The organism is Simplicispira sp. GW247-4R2A (assembly GCF_059424465.1).
The window spans coordinates 126323-146614 of record NZ_JBWKZM010000003.1 but is presented as its reverse complement, the minus strand read 5'-3'; the positions used below and the strand labels follow the sequence as shown (position 1 = coordinate 146614).

Genomic DNA, 20292 nt, shown 5'->3' with positions numbered 1-20292 from the left:
CGTAGACCAGCCAGACAAAAAAAAAAGCGGCCCGAGCCGCTTTTTTTTGGTGCAACGCCGGGTCAATGGCGGAAGTGCCGCACGCCGGAAAACACCATGGCCACGCCGCGCTCGTTGGCGGCATCAATGACTTCCTGATCGCGCATGCTGCCGCCGGGCTGAACGATGCAGCTCGCGCCGGCATCCACCACCACGTCCAGGCCATCGCGGAAGGGGAAGAAGGCGTCGCTCGCCACCACGGTGCCCTGCAGGCTGAGGCCCGCATGCTGGGCCTTGATGCTGGCGATGCGGGCCGAGTCGAGCCGGCTCATCTGGCCAGCACCGACGCCCATGGTCATGCCGTTTTTGCAGAACACGATGGCGTTGCTCTTGACGTACTTGGCCACCTTCCAGGCAAACAGCAGGTCTTCCATTTCCTCCAATGTGGGCTGTTTCTTGGTCACCACCTTGAGGTCGGTCAACGAGAGCTCATGGTTGTCGGCCGTCTGCAGCAGCAGGCCCGAGCCGATGCGCTTGGCGTCCATGGCGTTGCGGCCACGCTGCCAGTTGGTGGTGCCGCCGTGTTTCGGCAGCGCTACCTTGAGAAGCCGCACATTCACTTTGGGTTTGAAGATTTCCAGCGCTTGCGCCGTGAAGTCCGGGGCCATCAGCACTTCGACGAATTGCTTGCTGATCTGCGCCGCCGCGGCACCGTCCACCACGCGGTTGAAAGCAATGATGCCGCCAAAGGCGCTGGTGGGATCGGTCTGGAAGGCCTTGGTGTACGTGCCCAGCGCGTCCAGTCCCACGGCCACACCGCAGGGGTTGGCGTGCTTGACGATCACGCAGGCAGCAGCGTCGAAGCTCTTGACGCATTCCCAGGCGGCATCGGCGTCGGCAATGTTGTTGTAGGACAGCTCTTTGCCCTGCAGCTGCACGCCCGTCACCAGCGAGCCGGGTGCGGGGTGCAGGTCGCGGTACAGCGCTGCCTGCTGGTGGCTGTTTTCGCCGTAGCGCAAATCTTGCACCTTGGTGAAGATGCCATTGCTCTGACCAGGAAACAGGGTGCGGCTGGGCACATAGGCGTCTGCAAGCTTTTCCGGTTCGAACGTGACGGAAGACAAATAGTCGCTGATAGCGCCGTCGTACTGGGCGACGCGGTTGAATGCCGCCACCGACAGCGCAAAGCGCAGTTGGTCGGAGAGTTTTCCACTCGCCTTCAATTCCTCTAGCACCTCGGGGTACTGCGAGGCATCGGTCAGCACCCCCACATCCTTCCAGTTCTTGGCGCCACTGCGCACCATGGCGGGGCCACCGATGTCGATGTTTTCAATGGCATCCGCCAGCGTGCAGCCGGCCTTGGCCACGGTGGCCTCGAACGGATAGAGGTTGACCACCAGCAGGTCGATGGTGTCGATGCCATGCTCCTTCAGTGCTGCCATGTGCGCTGGCAATTCGCGGCGCGCCAGCAGGCCGCCGTGCACCTTGGGATGCAGCGTCTTCACGCGGCCATCGAGCATTTCCGGGAACTGGGTGACCTCAGCCACCTCGGTCACCGGCAGGCCGGCCGAAGCCAGCAGTTGTGCAGTGCCGCCGGTGGACAGCAGCTTGACGCCCAGCGCGTGCAGGGCTTTGGCAAAGTCGACAATGCCGGTCTTGTCCGAGACAGAAAGAAGTGCGTTCATGGCGTGGGCCGCAGAGTTTTGAATAAAAAACGGCTGTAGCGCTTATCTGGCAAGCGTCTACAGCTATATAAATAATAGTATTTAGAGCAGCTTGTGTTCGAGCAGCTTCTTGCGCAAGGTATTGCGGTTCAGGCCCAGCCACTCGGCGGCGCGCGACTGGTTGTTCTCGGCCTGGCTCATCACCACTTCGAGCAGCGGCTTTTCCACCGCACGCACCAGCATGTCGTACATGCCGTCGGGCGTTTCGCCATCCAGATCGCGAAAATAGCTCTGCAGGCTCTCGCGCACGCATTCGTCAATATGTTGCCGGCTCATGCCAACCATCCCTCTGTTGTTATTGCATTGTCCTGCGCCACAACGGGCGCTGGCAATCGGTCCATGGTAGCGCCCAACGCGTGCAGGTACTGCGCCACAGCGGCCCGCTGCCCTGCGCAGTCGTCTATGGCATTCATGCGCTGGCGGAAGGCTTCGCCGCCCGGCAGCGAGCGCAGGTACCAGGCAATGTGCTTGCGCGCACTGCGCACGCCCGTCTCTGCGCCGTACAGACTGTAATGCTCGTCCAGGTGGGCAAGCAGCAGGCGCTCAAGTTCGGCGACCAGCGGCGGCGCCAAGTGCTCGCCAGTAGCCAAGAAATGGTGGATCTCGCGGAATATCCAGGGCCGCCCTTGCGCCGCGCGGCCAATCATCAAAGCGTCAGCCCCCGTGGCGGCGAGCACGCTTTGCGCCTTCTCGGGCGAGTCGATGTCGCCGTTGGCCACCACCGGCACACCCACCGCCGCTTTCACAGCCGCCACGGTGGCGTACTCGGCGGCGCCACTGTAGCCCTGCTCACGCGTGCGCCCGTGGACGGTGAGCATGGCAATGCCCACTGCCTCGAACTGGCGCGCAAGAGATACCGCGTTCTTGTGCTGCGCACACCAGCCGGTGCGCATCTTGAGGGTGACAGGCACGCCGCTTGGTGCACAGGCCTGCACAACGGCCCGCGCAATCGACACCGCCAGCGCCTCGTCCTGCATCAGGGCCGAGCCGGCCCATTTGTTGCACACCTTCTTGGCCGGGCACCCCATGTTGATATCGATGATCTGCGCGCCGCGCTCGATGTTGTGCACGGCCGCCTCGGCCATCATGGCAGCGTCGGTACCCGCAATCTGTACGGCAATAGGCCCCGGCTCTCCGCGATGGTCGGCGCGGCGCGACGTCTTCAGACTGTTCCACAAATCGGGCCGCGAGGTCACCATTTCGCTGACCGCATAACCGGCGCCCAGCGTCTTGCACAGCCGGCGAAAAGGCCGGTCGGTGACGCCTGCCATAGGCGCGACAAAAAGACGATTGGGCAACAGGAAAGACCCGATATGCATGGGGTGCGCGGCAGGCTCGAACAAGGAGGCGGGATTGTAGCTGCTTAAATTTTCAGCATGCTGACACACCGCCGCGTGGGCCGAACTGCAGTTCAGACCTCCTTGGCGGATCAGTGCGTAGCCAGATCCATCGACTGCGGTCCCAGTCGTCTGTCCCGTACTTCGTGGGGGGCCGACAGTTCCACCCGATGGCGCAGCAGCGCCTGGTCCAGCCAGGCGCGGTTGAATTGCACATCGGGCGAAGCGCCCGCGCCAGCGCCAATTTCGACTGGCTCACCATCCGCCAGAGGGCCTCGCAGCACTGCGCTGGCGCGCCCGGAGTCCCGTACCACCAGTTCCACGCCTTGTGGGCGCATGTCAACGCACTGCACGCGCAACGCCAAGCCTTGGACGCGCAGTTCTTGCTCCGCAGCCCGCCAGTTGGCATCTCCTGGCCCACTGTGACAGTACCCTTCAGCGATCCGCAACGCGATGTCTTGTGAAGCGTCTGCTCGCGTTGCTGCCTGTGGGCTTATACAGCTGACGCAGCACAGGGCCGCCAGCAGGCACGCGATTGGGGGTCGAGCGAAGGGGTGGCTACGCGCCATGGGCACCTCCTGAAACGGGCCACTTTGCATAAGCACCAGCGTAGAAACCCCAACCCAGACCGCACCTACGCAGGCACCGCAAATGGCCGTAGGACAGCGCCTCGCAACACGCACTATGCCGGTGACGGCCCCTACACTCTGTCCGGTATGGAAATGTGGACCCATCTGCTTGAATGGCTCGCTCTGCCCCAGTTCGGGCTCAGCACTGTGTTCGTCATCGCTTTTGTCTCCGCTACCTTGCTGCCGCTCGGGTCCGAGCCAGCAGTTTTGGGCTTGGTCAAGCTCAATCCGGACCTGTTCTGGCCCGCCGTGCTGGTCGCAACCGTTGGCAATACCTTGGGCGGCGCACTGAACTGGTGGCTGGGGCTGGGCGCCCACAAGGTCGTGGACAGGGCCAAGGGCAGCCGCACCGATGTGCATGCACTGGCCTGGCTGGAGCGCTTTGGTGCGCGTGCCTGTCTGCTGAGTTGGTTGCCTGTGGTTGGCGACCCGCTGTGCGCCGTGGCGGGCTGGTTGAAACTGCCTTTTTGGCCCTGCGTCTTCTACATGGCCATCGGCAAATTTTTTCGCTACCTCATCATCACCAGCGCACTGCTGACGATTATCCCGGCCGGGCTCTGAGCCGGTTTGCAATAGAATTTTTTGGTAGCTGCATTCGCTTATGCAGCATACGGAAACGCCAGAAATATGTCAGAAAATCAGTGCCCGCCGGAGCGGCGTTCTTCAATGAATCCGGCTTCCTCCACGAGCGAAAAATCGTCGTCTATTTCGCCGTCTTGCCCGAGACCATCACGGGCTTCATCGTCAGCATCCGGCTTTTGCGCCGCGCGCCTGTCCACCGGCTCTTCCACCACCACCTGATTGCGCCCACCTTCCTTGGCCAAGTAGGTCGCTGTGTCGGCACGCGAGAAAAACTCAAGCACCGATTCTCCTTGCACATACTGCGTCACGCCGATGGAAACCGACACACGGCAGCGCATGTTCGCCCCCCAAGGGTGGGTCTCGACTTGCGAGCGCACACGCTCGCAAGTATTGAGCGCGGGCAACAAGGAAGTGCCAGGGAAAATCAGCAAGAACTCCTCGCCCCCATAACGACCGAAGATATCCTCGTCGCGCACGCTCTGCTGCGCCACGCGCGAAAAGGTGCGCAACACCTCGTCTCCACCCAAATGGCCCATTTCGTCGTTGATGCGCTTGAAATGGTCGAGATCAATAATGGCAATGCACAGCGGCTGCCCGGTTTCATCGGCCAGTTGCTTTTGCTCCTCAAGCGCCGCAACGATGTAACGGCGGTTGTAGCAACAGAGCAAGGGGTCAAGCTGGGCGTCGGCTTCAATGGTTCGAATCTTGCGGCTGGCCTTGTTGAGCACCAAGTGCAGCAGCGGCACCTTGCCCGTCAGGTAAACAAACCCGGGAAGCGCGGCGGCCAAAGCCAGGAAATGCATGAACTCCAATTTGAGCAAGGCGGGGTTGCCCTGCTCAAATGCATGCATGGCCATCACCAAGGCGTACCCAACCACCACGCTCAGCGCCAGCAAAAAGGCAACGTTGCGCGAAATACGGTACATCCCGTAGGCCAGGGTCACAAAAGTGAACGGCACCAGCAGCATTTGCATGGCAGGGTCGAGGTACACCAGCCACAGCATGCTGGCAAGCGCGCACACCACGATGGGCAGTTTCAGGCGCTTTTCACGAAACTTGAGGTTCCACTGCTTGCGAAAGAGCAGCAAAAAAACCAAGGGCACTGCCACCACCAGCCCAGAGAGGGCCTGCAGGGTGCTCGCCTGCACGTAGCCCATTGCCCAAAAGACCACAGCGACCCCAACAAAGGCCCCCAGCAACAGCAAAACCACCAGCCATTTCTGGGCCGTGGAACGTGTACGGCGCAGGCGGCTGAAATCCGACTGGCGACGCCCAAAATTCCCCACACTGGCCGAAGAATCACCAAACCCTGACCCCATGTCCTCAGACATGGGGAATCCCTCGCTATGGGCAAAACCCACGCTTCCCCGGGCCGAAAACAACGACAAGAAAGGGAACATCCCCATGGGTTCACACCAAGTAGAGGGCGAAGCAAAAATCGGGACTGACAGGACTGAAGTGAGCGTTGCGCAAAACAAACGCTAGAGAAGAAGATAACAGATTTTCACAAAAAAACTACGGTTTGTTACGCCGAACTTTTGACCAAACCCGCCAGGAGGGTCAGACGTTAAAAAGAAAATTCAGCACATCACCATCCTTGACGATGTACTCCTTGCCTTCTGCCCGCATCTTGCCGGCATCTTTAGCGCCTTGCTCCCCTTTGAACTTGATGAAATCGTCAAATGCGATGGTTTGCGCACGAATGAAGCCTCGCTCGAAATCGCCATGAATCACACCGGCAGCTTGCGGCGCAGTGTCTCCGACGTGAATCGTCCAGGCACGCACTTCCTTGACGCCCGCCGTGAAGTAGGTTTGCAGTCCGAGCAACTTGAAAGCTCCCCGGATCAGCCGCGCCAGGCCCGGCTCGGACTGGCCCATTTCCGCCAAGAACATATCGCGGTCTTCATCGCTCATTTCCGCCATTTCAGCTTCGATCTTGGCGCAAATGGCAACCACCGGTGCCTTCTGGCCAGCGGCATATTCCTTCAGTCGATCGAGGTAAGGGTTGTTTTCAAACCCGTCCTCGCTCACATTGCCAACGAACATCGCCGGCTTGGCGGTGATGAGACAAAACGGCTTGAGCAGCGGTTGCTCTTCCTTGGAGATCTCCACGGACCGGGCTGGTTTGCCCTGGTTAAGCGCTTCCTGAATACGGGTCAACAAGCTCACCAGTTTGGCGGCCTCTTTGTCGTTGCCCGACTTGGCAGCCTTGCTGTAGCGGTTCAGCGCCTTGTCCACGGTGGCAAGGTCGGCCAAGCACAATTCGGTCTGAATCACTTCAATGTCAGAAATTGGATCCACCCGCCCTGCCACATGGATCACGTTCTCGTCGTCAAAACAGCGCACGACATTGACAATCGCGTCGGTTTCACGAATATGGGCGAGAAATTGATTCCCCAGGCCTTCCCCCTGGCTGGCCCCGGCCACGAGCCCGGCGATATCGACGAACTCCACAATGGCCGGAACAATGCGCTCGGGCTGGATGATCTCAGCCAGTTGCTGCAGGCGCGGATCGGGCACCTCCACCACGCCCACATTGGGTTCGATGGTGCAAAAGGGGTAGTTCTCAGCCGCGATGCCGGCTTTGGTCAGGGCGTTGAAAAGGGTGGACTTGCCGACGTTGGGCAGGCCCACGATGCCGCATTGGAGGCTCATGGAAAATCCTTGTAAGGCGCCGTAGGCCGATAAAAACCGGCGCGACGCGAGAGAGGGCGCGGCGCTGCAGCTCCGAAGACGCAATTTCAAAGGGCAGGCGCGGGCAAGCCCGGCATTCTAGCCAGCGGGCAGTTCCTAGGCCACCCTTCTACAATCCTGGCATGGCCAAGCACTACGACCTCTGTATCCGCGGCGCTGGCATTGTCGGCCGCACACTCGCCTTGCTGCTGGCCCGCGAGCGCTTGAACGTCGCCTTGGTGGGCGCACCGCAGGCGGCAGGCAGCGAGCGCCGCGACATTCGCGCCTATGCGCTCAATGCCACGTCCCGCGCGCTGCTCGAATCGCTGCGTTGCTGGCCCGAAGCCGAGCACGCCACTGCAGTGTTGCACATGCAGGTGCAAGGCGATGCCGGCGGGGAAGTAAGCTTCGACGCCGCCGATCAGCATGTGCCGGCACTGGCATGGATCGTCGATGTGCCTGCGCTCGAAGCGCGTCTGGCCGAGGCCGCACGTTACCAGCCCCATATTGACCTTGTTCCTGAACCAGTGGCGGTACCTTTGACAGTCGTCTGCGAAGGTCGGGCCAGCCATACACGCTCCGAGCTGGGCGTGCATTTCGACGTCTCCCCCTACCCCCAGACCGCACTTGCCGCGCGCGTCCACTGCGCGATGCCGCACATGCAGACCGCACGCCAATGGTTTTCGGCCGATGGCATTCTGGCCTTTCTGCCGCTTGGCGGCGCCGACGGCAAGGAGGTCGCCGTGGTCTGGTCGGTCACGCCCGAACGTGCCCAGGGCCTGATGGAACAGAGCGACGCCACTTTTGCCAGTGCACTGGCGCAAGCCAGTGGCGGCGCGCTCGGTGTCTTGCAAGTGCAGGGTCCACGGTGCATCTGGCCACTGCAACTGGCACGTGCAGAACGTTGGTGCGGCCCGTTGGGCAGTGCCGGCAGCGCCAGCGCCTCCTGGGTGCTGGCGGGCGACGCCGCTCACACGGTTCACCCATTGTCTGGACAAGGCCTGAACCTCGGCCTGGGCGACGTGCAGGCGCTTGCGCGTCTGCTCCATGCGCGCAGCAGTTGGCGCAGCGTGGCCGATCTGCGTGTGCTGCGCCAATACGAACGCGAGCGCAAGGCGGCGCTGCTGCCCATGCGCCTCACCACCGACCTGCTGGCCCAGCTATTTGCCCACCCTCAGCCGGCCTTGCAGGCCCTGCGCAATTGGGGCATGCAGGGCTTTGATCACAGCGGCCCGCTCAAAAGTTGGGCCGCGAACCAGGCCATGCACCCAGACCTTTTTACTTCCTCTGCAGCCGCTACAGGACATCCCATCCCATGAAGAAACTCACCTGGCTTCTGGCCTGCACCGCGCTCGCCACAGCGTTCAGCGCAAGCGCGCAGGAAAGCGCCATCCGCAAGACCCTCGCCGAGCGCATTCCGCAACTGGACAAGCTTGACGAAGTGCGCGCCACGCCCATGCCGGGCTTGTACGAAGTACGCATGGGCACCGATGTTTTCTACACGGATGCCAAGGGCAATTTCCTGATTCAGGGCGAGTTGATCGATACCAAGGCACGCCGCAACCTTACCGAGGACCGCATCGCCAAGCTCTCGGCGGTGGACTTCTCCGCCCTCCCGCTGGCCGACGCCTTCACGGTGGTGCACGGCAACGGAGCGCGCAAGCTAGCGGTGTTTGAAGACCCCAATTGCGGCTACTGCAAGCGCTTTGAGCGCGACCTGCAGAAGGTGCAGAACGTCACCATCTACACCTTTCTCTATCCCATCCTGAGCCCCGATTCAGCGGAAAAGTCGCGCAATATCTGGTGCGCTAAAGACCCCGCCGCGGCATGGCAGGACCACATGCTGCGTGAGCACACGCCGGCTGCGGCGAGTTGCGACACTGGCGCGCTGCAACGCAATCTGGCATTTGGCAAGAAACACAAAATCACAGGTACACCTACCCTGATCTTCTCGGACGGCAGCCGCGTGCCAGGTGCGGTCAATGATGCGGAAGTCGAAAAACGCCTGGCACAGGCGGAACAAGCGGGCAAATGAGGCAGCACGGCGACCAGGCAACGCGGGACCAAGCCCTGCCCCCGTCACCAGTGCGCAGCACGGGTGCACCAGCCGTGCAGTTTCGGGTCGTATTGCACGATCCGCATGCCCACCTCTACTGCATCACCATGCGGGTCGAAAATCCGCAGGCCCAGCAAACGCTGCAGTTGCCAACGTGGATTCCGGGCAGTTATCTGGTGCGCGAGTTTGCCAAACACCTGCAAAACCTGCGTGCTGGGCAAAACGACCAGCCCGTGGCGCTGACGCAGTTGGACAAGGCGACCTGGCGCGCCGACTGCCAAGCGAATGCAGCACTTGAAGTCCAGTACGAGGTCTATGCCGCCGACCAGTCGGTGCGCAGCAGCTGGCTGGATGCGTCGCGTGGATTCTTTAACGGCACCAGTCTGTTTTTGCGTGCCCTTGGCCACGCGCATTTGGCGCATGGACTGACCATTGAAGCCCCGTCCTATGCCTTGGACTGGCAGGTGGCCACGGCTTTGCCAGCAGAACACATCGACGGTGCCGGCTTTGGGTCCTACCTGGCGCCTGACTACGACACCCTCGTGGACTGTCCTGTGGAATTAGGGAACGTCTGGAGGGGCCACTTCACCGTTGGCAGCACCCCACACCGATTCGTGGTCAGCAGCGCTGCGCCTTCCTTTGACGGCCAGCGGCTGCTTGCCGACGCTGAAAAAATCTGTACCACCTGCATGGCGTTCTGGCATGGCACGGAGCCGCCGCCGATCGAGCACTATCTCTTTCTTCTCAATGCGGTGGACGACGGCTACGGGGGCCTGGAGCATCGCAATAGCACGGCCCTGATTGCCGGCCGGCGTGACCTTCCGCGGCGCAGCGATGGCGCTGGCGGTGCCTGGAAGCCGGGCGAAGGCTACACCACGCTGCTCGGGCTCATCAGCCATGAGTATTTCCACACCTGGAACGTGAAACGCCTGCGTCCAGCAGAGTTCGAGCGCTACGACTATGCGCAGGAGAACTACACACAGCTGCTGTGGTTCTTCGAAGGCTTTACCAGCTACTACGACGACCTCCTGCTGGTGCGCGCGGGGGTTCTGGAGCATGCGGCCTATCTCAAGCGTCTCACCAAGACCATCAACCAGGTACTGCAGACGCCGGGGCGCCTGATCCAGAGCCTGGCGCAGGCCAGCTTCGACGCCTGGGTCAAGTACTACCGCCAGGACGAAAACACCCCCAACGCCACCGTCAGCTACTACACCAAGGGCGCCTTGGTCGCCTTGTGTCTGGATCTGACCCTGCGCCGGGAAGGCCACAGCACGCTTGACGCGGTCATGCGCGCACTGTGGACACGCTGCAAGGCGGGACCGATGCGGGAAGCCGATCTTCTCACCGCACTGGAAGACCTGGGGGGGCGCAGCTACGCGGCTGAAATCGCTGCCTGGGCGCATTCCACCGAGGAACTGCCGCTCGCCGAACTGCTGGCCGCGCATGGCGTTCGCCTGCAAGCCGATACCCCGCAGTGGGCGCAGCGCCTGGGCATGCGCATCGCCACAGGCGAAGAGCTGCGCATCAAATCGGTCCTGCGCGGCGGGCTGGCCGAGCGCGCCGGCATGGCAGCGGGCGATGAGTGGCTGGGCATTGAAACCGCCGCCGGCGCCTGGCGCCTGCAGCGACTCGAAGACCTGGCCCTCTATGCGCCGCAAGGCACGCGTGAGGTGGTCGCCCTGGTAGCGCGCGACCGGCGCCTGCTGCGCCTGCCTCTACAGATCACGCAGGACGGCACCGCCCCGGCAGATACCGTCTTGCTGCAACTAAGCGATGCGGCATTGGCGGCGCATTGGCTCTCAGGCGACTGACGGCGCGCAGCCTTCTATATAGTTTGCATTTGGCAATTACCTGGAGAACACCGTGTCCTACGCAATGATCGAAGTGCGCACCGAAGCCGAGAAAGTCGGCATCATCACGCTCAACCGCCCCAAGCAACTCAACGCGCTGAACGATCAACTCATGAACGAGCTCGGCGCCGCCTTGCAGGCCTTCGACGCCGACGAGCGCATCGGCTGCATCATCGTCACGGGCAGTGAAAAAGCCTTTGCCGCTGGTGCAGACATCAGCGCCATGGCCAAGTACAGCTTTGCCGATGTGTACAAAGGTGACTTCATCAGCCGCAACTGGGAAACCATCCGCTCCATCCGCAAACCCGTCATCGCTGCGGTGAGCGGCTTTGCGCTGGGCGGCGGCTGCGAGCTCGCCATGATGTGCGACTTCATCATCGCTGCCGACAACGCCAAATTCGGCCAGCCAGAAATCAAGCTTGGCGTGATCCCTGGCGCTGGCGGCACACAGCGCCTGCCGCGCGCAGTCGGCAAGGCCAAGGCCATGGACATGGCCCTCACCGGCCGCATGATGGATGCCGAGGAGGCCGAGCGCGCCGGACTGGTCAGCCGCGTGGTGCCGCTGGACAAACTGCAGGACGAAGCCTTGGGCGCTGCGCTGACCATCAGCGACTTCTCGCGCGTTGCCGTGATGGCGGCCAAGGAATCGGTCAACCGGGCATTCGAGAGCGGTTTGTCGGACGGCGTGATGTTCGAGCGCCGCCTGTTCCACGCCCTGTTTGCAACCGAGGACCAGAAGGAGGGCATGGATGCCTTCCTGAACAAGCGCAAGGCCGTTTTCACGCACCGCTGATTTCGCACGGATCCGGCGCCTACCCGCTGAAATCTGTTCTATAATTTTGGTCGCGGTGATATAGCTCAGTTGGTTAGAGCGCAGCATTCATAATGCTGATGTCGGTGGTTCAAGTCCACCTATCACCACCACCTTTTCACCCCTTGCAGGCTGCCTGCAAGGGGTTTTTGCTTTCCAAGGTCGTCCGCGGCGCGCAGGCGGCGGCCTAGAATTGCCTTTTCAGCCGCTGGATAGAACCATGACCCGCTGCCCACCCTTGCTCTCCCGCCGCGCCCTTCGCGCCACGCTCCTGGCGCTGTGCGCTCTTGTGCCCTTTGCGGCGCCGCCCGCTCTCGCACAGACCAATGGCGAACTCGGCGGTGTACGCACCTTCCCCGAGCAGGCCCGGCGCGGCACCCTGGCCATTCTCTCGACGGTGGACGCGCAAATCGACGGCAACCCGGTGCGCATGGCCCCCGGCATGCGCTTATTCAGCCCGCAGAACTCGCTCGTCATGCTGCATTCCGTCATCGGCAAGCAGTACACGGTGAACTACCGGATGGAGACCAGCACCGGCATGCTGCATACCGCCTGGATTCTGACCGCAGCCGAGATCGCCCTGCCGCGCGCCGGCGGCGGCGTGCAGCGCAACTTCCGCTTCGAGAGCGACACCACCCCGCGTTGAAACCTTGGCCGCTTCGGGCAGGCGGCAGCGCCGGCGCGCACCTGCTTGGGCACAGCCCTGCGAGACATTTCCATGAGCAAAAAAGTCTTTATCAAAACCTTTGGCTGCCAGATGAACGAGTACGACTCGGCCAAGATGCTGGACGTCATGCACGCCGCGGAAGGCTACGAGCCCACGCAGGACGTCGAAGAAGCCGACTTGATTCTGTTCAACACCTGTTCGGTGCGTGAAAAGGCGCAGGAGAAGGTGTTTTCCGACCTCGGCCGGGTGCGCCACCTCAAGGAGCGCGGTGTGCAGATTGGCGTGGGTGGCTGCGTCGCCAGCCAGGAAGGCGCCGAGATCATCAAGCGCGCGCCCTATGTCGACATCGTTTTCGGGCCACAAACCTTGCACCGCCTGCCGCAGCTCCTGGAGCAGCGCCGCGTGCAGGCCCGCCCGCAGGTGGACATCAGCTTCCCGGAAATTGAAAAATTCGACCACCTGCCGCCCGCGCGGGTGGAGGGCGCATCGGCCTTCGTCTCCATCATGGAAGGCTGCAGCAAGTACTGCAGCTACTGCGTGGTGCCGTACACGCGCGGCGAAGAAGTCAGTCGCCCGTTCGACGACGTGCTGGTGGAAGTCGCCGGCCTGGCCGACCAGGGGGTGAAGGAAATCACCCTGCTGGGCCAGAACGTCAATGCCTACCGAGGGCCCATGGGGGACACGGCCGAGATTGCCGATTTCGCCCTGCTGCTGGAATACGTGGCCGACATTCCCGGCATCGAGCGCCTGCGCTTCACCACCAGCCACCCCAATGAATTCACCCCGCAGCTGATCGAGGCCTACGCGCGCATTCCAAAATTGGCCAACCACCTGCACCTGCCCGTGCAGCACGGCTCAGACCGCATCCTGATGGCCATGAAGCGCGGCTACACCGCTATGGAATACAAGAGCACGGTGAAGAAGCTGCGCGCCATCCGGCCCGATCTGGCGATGAGCAGCGACTTTATCGTCGGCTTCCCCGGCGAGACCGAAGACGATTTCGCCAAGATGATGAAGCTGATCGACGACATCGGCTTCGACAACTCCTTCAGCTTCGTCTTCAGCCCGCGCCCGGGCACGCCCGCAGCCAACCTGCACGATGAAACGCCGGGCGACGTGAAGCTGCGCCGCCTGCACCAGTTGCAGGCCGTCATCAACGCCAACATCAAAACGATTAGCGAGCAACGCGTCGGAACGGTGCAGCGCATTCTGGTGGAAGGCGCCTCCAAGCGGGACGCCGGCGAACTCATGGGCCGCACCGAGTGCAACCGCGTGGTGAACTTCGCCGGCCAGCCAAGGCTGGTGGGGCAGATGGTGGATGTGGCCATTACCGAAGCCAAGGCCTACACCTTGCGCGGCGAAGTGCTGGTCCGCGAGGCGGCATAAAGCGCCGGAAGCGCCCCTGAAGCGGCAGCAGCCCAAGTGCAGGGATGCTTCTATATTTATAGCTGCTAGCGCTTACCCAATAGGCGCTAGAGGCCTAAAACACCTAAAATTTAAAAGGGCATCTTGGGCATGCCGCCGCCGCCCATGCCTTTCATGCCGCCCATCTTCTTCATCATCTTCATCAGGCCGCCGCCCTTCATCTTCTTCATCATGCCCTGCATCTGCTCGAACTCCTTGAGCAGGCGGTTGACTTCCTGAACCTGCACGCCGGCGCCGTTGGCAATGCGCTTCTTGCGGGTGGCCTTGATGAGTTCGGGCCTGCGGCGCTCCTTGGGCGTCATGCTCTGGATGATGCCCTCCTTGCGTTTGATGTCTTTCTCGGCCCGGTCCATGTCCACCGCGCCGGCCTTGGCGCTCAGCTGTGCGGGCAGTTTGTCCATCAGGCTCGACAAGCCGCCCATCTGCTTCATCTGCTGCAACTGGCCGAGGAAGTCGTTGAGGTCAAAACCATCGCCGCTTTTCACCTTGGCGGCGAGCTTCTGCGCGGCTTCCATGTCCACACCGGCCGACACCTGCTCGACCAGGGCGACGATGTCGCCCATACCCAGGATGCGGCCGGCGTGGCGCTCGGCATCAAACACCTCCAGACCGTCGAGCTTTTCCGACACGCCAGCGAACTTGATGGGCGCACCCGTGATCTGGCGCACCGACAGCGCCGCACCGCCGCGCGAATCACCGTCGAGCTTGGTGAGGATGATGCCGGTGAGCGGCAGCGCCTCCTTGAAGGCCTTGGCCGTGTTGATGGCGTCCTGGCCCTGCATGGCGTCCACCACAAACAGGGTTTCCACCGGTTTGATGGCCGCATGCAGGTCCTTGATTTCCTGCATCAGCAACTCGTCAATCGCCAGGCGGCCTGCGGTGTCGACCAACAACACATCGAAGTAGTGCTTTTTGGCGTAATCAAGCGCAGCGAGGGCGATATCCAGTGGCTTCTGGTCAGGCGTACTCGGAAACCACTCGGCGCCGGCCTGGGCCGTAACAGTCTTGAGCTGTTCGATGGCGGCTGGGCGGTACACGTCGCCGGAGACCGTCAGCACCTTCTTCTTGCGCTTGTCGATCAGGTGCTTGGCTAGTTTTGCCGTTGTCGTGGTCTTGCCCGCGCCCTGCAAGCCCGCCATCAGGATGACGGCCGGCGGCTGTGCATTGAGATTGATGTCGGCCACGCCTTCGCCCATGGTGGCGACCAGTTCGCGGTGGACGATACCCACCAGCGCTTGCCCGGGCTTGAGCGAGCCCATCACTTCCTGGCCCAGAGCCTTGTCCTTCACACGGGCGATGAAGTCGCGCACCACGGGCAGGGCCACGTCGGCCTCCAGCAGCGCCATGCGCACTTCGCGCAGCATGTCCTGCACGTTCGATTCCGTGATGCGCGCCTGGCCACGCATCTCTTTGACCAGGCGCGTGAGTTTGTCGGTGAGGGCGGAGGCCATAAAAAAATTCCGGGTGAGCGCGCTTGGGCGGGCGGTGTGGGCCGCAGGCTGGTGCCCGGGCGAAAGGTAAACTGCCGGGATGATTTTAACCAGCGCCTCTCCCGTCGCCTTGCTGCTGGGGGCTACCGCTGCAATTGCCTATGCCATACCGGCGGCGTTTGCCTCGCGCCTGCCCGAACCGGCCGCGAAAGCGGCGCTTTGGTTGGCTTGGGCACTGCATGGCGCCCTGCTTGGGCTGGGCATGCTGCAGCCCTCGCCTCGCTTTGGTTTTGCTCCCGCGCTGTCCGTCACCGCCTGGCTGGTGCTGACGGTGTACGCCGTAGAGCGGCAACTATTCCCCCAGTTGCGTGCACGCTGGGCTTTGGCAGCGCTGGGGGCGCTGGCCGTGCTGTTGGCTCTGGCATTTCCAGGCCAGCCGCTGCACGTCAGCGCCTCGGGCTGGCTGCCACTGCATCTGGCGCTCGGCATCGCGGCCTACGGGCTGTTCGCTGCTGCGGTGGTCCATGCAGCACTGATGACCCGTGCCGAAAAGCGGCTTCGCCTGGCCGAAGACCCCCACAGCGGCCTGCCTTTGCTGACGCTTGAACGCCTCACGTTCCGCTTCGTCACAGCCGGGTTCGTGCTGCTGAGCGCCACCCTGGTCGCTGGCGTTCTGTTCAGCGAGGCCCTCTACGGGCGCGCATGGCGCTGGGACCACAAGGCGGTGTTTTCGCTGCTGTCCTGGTTCACTTTTGCCGCCTTGCTGCTCGGGCGCAGGCGCTTTGGCTGGCGCGGGCGCAGTGCGGTCCGGGTGTTGTATGCGGGCGCAGTGCTGCTGCTGCTCGCCTACGTCGGTTCGCGCTTTGTACTGGAAGTCGTGTTCGGGCGCGTAGTATGAAATTTCTCGTTCTGCTGCTGGTGCTCGGCGTGGCCTACATGGTGTGGCGCGGCAAGCGCGTCGAGTCCAGAAAAGCACCCCGGCAATCGGCGCAACTTCCTGCTCCCCAAGAGATGCTGGCCTGTGCGCGCTGTGGCGTCCATGTGCCCCGCAGCGACGCCTGGCTCAGCGACGGGCGAAGCTACTGCTGTGCCGAGCACCAAAAGCAAGATGGCCACTGAGGGGTTCTTTGCCACCTCGCTGGCGCGGCAGCGGCTATTGCGCGGACAGGACCCCGCCTTTTTGCGTCTGTGGCAAGGCTTTCTGACTGGCCGCGTCGTCGTAGCCCTGGCGCTGCTGCTGCTGCAGCTCATGGGCCAGATGCTGAACCAGGCCGCAGAACCGTGGATCATCGGCGTCTGCGTGCTGTACTTGGCTGGCACCCTGGCCCTGCGCCTGTTCGCAGGCAGGGCGGCGCCCTCTCCGCAGGCTGGCGTGCAATGGCTGCCTTCGATCGGTGTGGATTTGGCTGTGGTGTCAGCGCTGCAACTCCTGCACACCGGCAGCATGAGCTTCACCCCGCTCTTTGGACTGCCCATCCTCATGGCCTCGGTGCTGGGCACGCTCACCCTCGCGCTGGGGACCACCGCAGCCGTCACGATCTTGCTGCTCGCCTGGGCCTGGTGGGGAGGTGACCACAACGGCGCAGAAATGGCGCAGCGCTCGCTACAAGCGGCGTTGACGGGCACGGGCTACTTTATCGTGGCCTTCCTGGTGCAGCAGCTCGCGCTGCGTCTGGTGCGCGAGCAGCACATTGCCCAAACCAGCCGAGCCACGGCCATGGTGCAGCAGCAGGTCAGCGCGCTTGTGATTCAGAACCTCAGCGAGGGCGTGCTGGTGCTGGGCGAGGACTTTGTGGTGCGCAATGCCAATCCGGCGGGAGTGCGGCTGCTCGGCGCCGAATCCACGCTGAGCGCGCCGTTCTCGCTGCTTGCGCGCCCGCCCTGGCAAGCCCTTGCCGCCCTGGCGCGGCGCAGTTTTCGCCAGAATGCCCCCAAAGTCGCCGAAGTCAATCTGATCAGCGAAGACCAGAGCCCTATTGGATTGCACGTGCGCACATGGCTGACAGCGCCCGACTCCGCGGCCCCGGACGCTTCCGAGCAGCGCCTGTGCGTCATGTTCCTGCACGATTTGCGCGAGCTCGAAGCACGCCTGCGGACCGAAAAGCTCGCCGCCATGGGCCGCATGTCGGCCGCCGTGGCGCACGAAATCCGCAACCCGCTGGCGGCGATCGTGCAGGCAAACGCCCTGCTGGACGAAGACCTGCACGACCCGACACACAAGCGTCTGGCGCAGATGATCGGCCAGAACGCCGACCGTCTGGCCCACATCGCCGAGGAAATTCTCGATATTGCCCGCGTGCAGCACCAGATCGACCACGCCGCTGCGGCCACGGTTGCGCTCGACGACAACGTGGCGCACATCTGGCGCGAGTGGCAGGCGCACGCCGCGCCGACACGCCAGGGAACGCTGGCACTGGGCGCGCCTGGCATGCACGTCGAATTCGATGCCGAACACCTGCGCCGCGTGCTGGTGAACCTGCTCGACAATGCCTTGCGCTACCGCTCCGGCGACAGCGAGTCGCTGCAATTGCAGACGCGCATGGATTCCCCGGGCCAGGCCAGCGTACAAGTGTGGAGCGATGGCGCGCCCTTGGACCAGTCGGTCGAGCGCCATCTGTTCGAGCCCTTCTTCTCCTCCGAGAGCCGCTCCAGCGGCCTGGGTCTCTACATCTGCCGCGGCCTGTGCGAGCGCCATGGCGCCAGCATCGGCTACCAGCGCGCGCACCGGCAGACACAGACCGGCGATCGCAGCGGGAATGCGTTTACCGTAAGGTTCCGTGGCACTGGCCTGGTGGCCTCGCCCGACGCCTCCCTGTTTGACACCATCGTGGTCTGACCCTCTGACTATGCATTCCCAGCCCGCCTCCATCCTCGTGGTCGATGACGAACCCGACCTGCGAACGCTCTACGAGCTGACGCTGCTGCGGGAGGGCTACCGTGTCGAAACAGCCGCCGATATTGCAGAGGCACGCCAGCTACTGGCGCAAAACCGGTACGAAGTGGTCATCACCGACATGCGCCTGCCCGACGGATTTGGCATGGAATTGCTGCACGATCTGCGCAAACAGCAACGCCCGGAGCGCTGTTTGGTCATGACAGCGTACGGCTCGGCTGAAAACGCCGTCGAAGCACTGCGCGCCGGTGCATTTGATTACCTCACCAAACCGGTGGATCTCAAGCAGTTTCGCGCCGTGGTGGCCTCGGCGATCCAGGGTACGGACAGCGTCTTGGCGCCCAAAACCGCGCAAACACGTACGGCGCCGGGCGGCCCCAACGGTCTCAGCGGCCCGACCTCCCTTGATCGCCTGGTAGGCCAATCCCAGACCATGCAGAACGTCAAGCAACGCATTGCCAAAGTGGCACGTGGCATGGCGCCTGTCCTGGTACGCGGTGAATCTGGCACGGGAAAAGAACTGGTTGCCAGAGCCTTGCACGAAAGCAGCCAACGGGCTGGTGGCCCGCTGATCGCCGTCAACTGCGGCGCCATTCCGGAAGCTTTGCTGGAAGCCGAATTTTTCGGTGCGCGCAAAGGCTCCTACACCGGCGCTACGCAGGATCGACAGGGGTACTTCCAGGCCGCGCAAGGCGGTACGCTCTTTCTCGACGAGATCGGTGACTTGCCGCTGGCCATGCAGTCCAAGCTGCTGCGCGCCATCCAGGAACGCAGTGTGCGGTCGCTGGGCGCAACGCAGGAGGAGCCGGTCGATGTGCGCATCGTCAGCGCCACCCACCGCGACCTCGCCGCCGACGTCCAGGCTGGGCGCTTTCGCCAGGATCTGTATTACCGGCTCAACGTCATCGAGGTGGTGATACCTCCGCTGCGCGAACGCCGCGAAGACCTGCCTGACCTGTGCCGCGCCCTGCTGGCGCGTATTGCCCACGAATCCGGCATCCCCGCGCCCAAACTTACCGATGCGACCGTTGCGGCCATCGCGGCCCACCCCCTCACCGGCAACGTGCGCGAACTGGAAAACCTGCTGCACCGCGCGGTAGCCCTGGGCGACGGCGATGAACTGCACGTGGACTGCGCAGTCTCGTCAGTCACCGAACCCCTACCGGCCGGCGCCACCCCCGGCGCGACGGAAATAGCACCTGCGGCAGCACGGGCGGATCAGGAACCGGTCCCCCGGGATCTGCAGGCCTGGCTGGATCAGCAGGAACGCTGCATTCTGGTGCGTGCGCTGCAAGAAAACCATTTCAACCGCACGGCGACGGCAGCTCGCCTGGGCATCAGTCTGCGCCAGATTCGCTACCGCATCGCGCGGCTCAATATCGCGGCACCTGGCGACCCGCAAGGCGACGATGAGCCCTGAGAACAGCGCCTTGTGGCAAGGTGGCTGGTACCAAGCTGCGCATGCGCTGGCATCACCACACTGCGATGCGCGTCCGGCGGGCGCCCAGGTGGATTTGCTGGTGGTGCATTCCATCAGCCTGCCGCCTGGGCAGTACGGCGGCGGCGATGTCGCGGCGCTCTTTCTCGGTACCCTCGACTGCACCGCCCATCCCTACTACGAACGCTTGCGCGGCCTGCGCGTTTCAGCGCATTTCTTTGTCCGCCGGGATGGCGAGTTGGTTCAGTTCGTGGACTGCGACCAGCGCGCATGGCATGCGGGGGCGTCCTGCTACCGGGGCCGCAGCCATTGCAACGACGACTCCATCGGCATTGAACTCGAAGGCCTGGAGGGCGAAGCCTTCGAGGCTGCGCAGTACGGCACGCTGGTGCAACTGAGCCACGCATTGGCGCAGCGCTACCCCATTGCCCACATCGCCGGGCATGAACATATCGCACCAGGGCGCAAGGCCGACCCAGGTGCGGCATTTGACTGGGTGCAATTTCAGAGCCGCCTGGGCCTGCCGAGCATTCAGTTTCCGCTGCGCTGAGCACGCCGCACGCGGGCCACATAGCCCGCGCCCAGGCCAACGCTCCAATCCAAACGCGGCCCGAGAGCCACAAACAGCTCGCAGACGGCTGCCAAGCTTGCTTCTTCCCCCGCGCTCCAAGCCACATGCGGGCTGGCACAAATGTCTGCATGGCATGCACCATTAAATTCTAAAAAACACTATAGGTAGCGTATTGCAAATACTTTTTGCACCACCTATAGTTATTCACCCACACCTACCGCCGCCCA

Annotated in this window: 19 protein-coding genes and 1 tRNA gene; 13 read left to right on the top strand and 7 right to left on the bottom strand. The window is 62.9% G+C overall.

The genetic code is table 11. The features are described from left to right. Positions 1-62 precede the first annotated feature (62 nt). The 4 genes from purH to AC07ZH_RS03695 all read right to left on the bottom strand — a co-directional run bounded on the left by purH (position 63) and on the right by AC07ZH_RS03695 (position 3378). Positions 63-1664 (bottom strand): bifunctional phosphoribosylaminoimidazolecarboxamide formyltransferase/IMP cyclohydrolase, encoded by a 1602-nt coding sequence (gene purH / locus AC07ZH_RS03710; protein ID WP_495198604.1) that lies wholly within the window; start codon positions 1662-1664, stop codon positions 63-65. 81 nt (positions 1665-1745) lie between these two features. Next, positions 1746-1979 carry a Fis family transcriptional regulator gene (locus AC07ZH_RS03705; protein WP_119108990.1) on the bottom strand — a complete coding sequence of 78 codons (234 nt, stop codon included), beginning with the start codon at positions 1977-1979 and terminating at the stop codon, positions 1746-1748. Then, entirely contained in the window at positions 1976-3022 is a 1047-nt protein-coding gene (gene dusB / locus AC07ZH_RS03700) for a tRNA dihydrouridine synthase DusB (RefSeq protein ID WP_495198603.1), read from the bottom strand. Before dusB ends, AC07ZH_RS03705 begins: the two co-directional genes overlap by 4 nt. Positions 3023-3132: 110 nt before the next feature. Beyond that, on the bottom strand, positions 3133-3378 hold the full coding sequence (locus tag AC07ZH_RS03695) for a hypothetical protein (protein ID WP_495198602.1): 246 nt from the start codon (positions 3376-3378) through the stop codon (positions 3133-3135). Between the two features lie 378 nt (positions 3379-3756). Here AC07ZH_RS03695 and AC07ZH_RS03690 point away from each other — a divergent pair, with 378 nt between their 5' ends. Next, positions 3757-4230: a YqaA family protein gene (locus AC07ZH_RS03690; protein WP_495198601.1), complete on the top strand. Its 474-nt coding sequence runs from the start codon at positions 3757-3759 to the stop codon at positions 4228-4230. Between the two features lie 77 nt (positions 4231-4307). Here the strand turns inward: AC07ZH_RS03690 and AC07ZH_RS03685 are convergent, their stop codons facing one another. Both AC07ZH_RS03685 and ychF read right to left on the bottom strand, forming a co-directional pair. Continuing rightward, positions 4308-5582, bottom strand: coding sequence for a GGDEF domain-containing protein (locus tag AC07ZH_RS03685; RefSeq protein WP_495198600.1), 1275 nt, complete (start codon positions 5580-5582; stop codon positions 4308-4310). Between the two features lie 229 nt (positions 5583-5811). Continuing rightward, the gene (gene ychF / locus AC07ZH_RS03680) at positions 5812-6906 is read right to left on the bottom strand and encodes a redox-regulated ATPase YchF (RefSeq protein WP_119108994.1); all 1095 of its coding nucleotides are present in this window, start codon (positions 6904-6906) and stop codon (positions 5812-5814) included. Between the two features lie 161 nt (positions 6907-7067). Here ychF and AC07ZH_RS03675 point away from each other — a divergent pair, with 161 nt between their 5' ends. The 7 genes from AC07ZH_RS03675 to miaB all read left to right on the top strand — a co-directional run bounded on the left by AC07ZH_RS03675 (position 7068) and on the right by miaB (position 13694). Continuing rightward, positions 7068-8243 carry an FAD-dependent monooxygenase gene (locus tag AC07ZH_RS03675; protein WP_495198599.1) on the top strand — a complete coding sequence of 392 codons (1176 nt, stop codon included), beginning with the start codon at positions 7068-7070 and terminating at the stop codon, positions 8241-8243. Further along, complete coding sequence (locus AC07ZH_RS03670) at positions 8240-8959, top strand: DsbC family protein (RefSeq protein WP_495198598.1); 720 nt, start codon at positions 8240-8242, stop codon at positions 8957-8959. The genes AC07ZH_RS03675 and AC07ZH_RS03670 overlap by 4 nt, the downstream gene beginning before the upstream one ends. Before the next feature lie 35 nt (positions 8960-8994). Next, a complete protein-coding gene (locus tag AC07ZH_RS03665; RefSeq protein WP_495198663.1) occupies positions 8995-10791 on the top strand; it encodes a M61 family metallopeptidase in 1797 nt (598 codons plus the stop codon). Between the two features lie 52 nt (positions 10792-10843). After that, complete coding sequence (locus tag AC07ZH_RS03660; protein WP_495198597.1) at positions 10844-11623, top strand: enoyl-CoA hydratase; 780 nt, start codon at positions 10844-10846, stop codon at positions 11621-11623. Positions 11624-11677: 54 nt separating this feature from the next. After that, positions 11678-11754 (top strand) — tRNA-Met (locus tag AC07ZH_RS03655). Between the two features lie 107 nt (positions 11755-11861). Beyond that, entirely contained in the window at positions 11862-12287 is a 426-nt protein-coding gene (locus AC07ZH_RS03650; protein ID WP_495198596.1) for a hypothetical protein, read from the top strand. Positions 12288-12359: 72 nt separating this feature from the next. After that, a complete protein-coding gene (miaB, locus tag AC07ZH_RS03645; RefSeq protein ID WP_495198595.1) occupies positions 12360-13694 on the top strand; it encodes a tRNA (N6-isopentenyl adenosine(37)-C2)-methylthiotransferase MiaB in 1335 nt (444 codons plus the stop codon). Positions 13695-13804: 110 nt separating this feature from the next. Here miaB and ffh read toward each other — a convergent pair whose 3' ends face one another. Beyond that, positions 13805-15184: a signal recognition particle protein gene (gene ffh / locus AC07ZH_RS03640; protein ID WP_495198594.1), complete on the bottom strand. Its 1380-nt coding sequence runs from the start codon at positions 15182-15184 to the stop codon at positions 13805-13807. A 79-nt stretch (positions 15185-15263) separates the two neighbouring features. On the opposite strand from ffh, the gene AC07ZH_RS03635 reads away from it, so the two are divergent. Genes AC07ZH_RS03635 through ampD form a run of 5 tightly spaced genes read left to right on the top strand, consistent with a single transcriptional unit; the run spans position 15264 to position 20044 of the window. Next, positions 15264-16061 carry a cytochrome C assembly family protein gene (locus AC07ZH_RS03635; RefSeq protein WP_495198593.1) on the top strand — a complete coding sequence of 266 codons (798 nt, stop codon included), beginning with the start codon at positions 15264-15266 and terminating at the stop codon, positions 16059-16061. Continuing rightward, the gene (locus tag AC07ZH_RS03630; RefSeq protein WP_119109003.1) at positions 16058-16282 is read left to right on the top strand and encodes a PP0621 family protein; all 225 of its coding nucleotides are present in this window, start codon (positions 16058-16060) and stop codon (positions 16280-16282) included. Before AC07ZH_RS03635 ends, AC07ZH_RS03630 begins: the two co-directional genes overlap by 4 nt. Next, on the top strand, positions 16272-17999 hold the full coding sequence (locus tag AC07ZH_RS03625) for an ATP-binding protein (RefSeq protein ID WP_495198662.1): 1728 nt from the start codon (positions 16272-16274) through the stop codon (positions 17997-17999). Before AC07ZH_RS03630 ends, AC07ZH_RS03625 begins: the two co-directional genes overlap by 11 nt. A 10-nt stretch (positions 18000-18009) precedes the next feature. Beyond that, complete coding sequence (locus AC07ZH_RS03620; protein WP_495198592.1) at positions 18010-19476, top strand: sigma-54-dependent transcriptional regulator; 1467 nt, start codon at positions 18010-18012, stop codon at positions 19474-19476. Next, on the top strand, positions 19466-20044 hold the full coding sequence (gene ampD / locus AC07ZH_RS03615) for a 1,6-anhydro-N-acetylmuramyl-L-alanine amidase AmpD (protein ID WP_495198591.1): 579 nt from the start codon (positions 19466-19468) through the stop codon (positions 20042-20044). Before AC07ZH_RS03620 ends, ampD begins: the two co-directional genes overlap by 11 nt. Positions 20045-20292 lie beyond the last annotated feature (248 nt).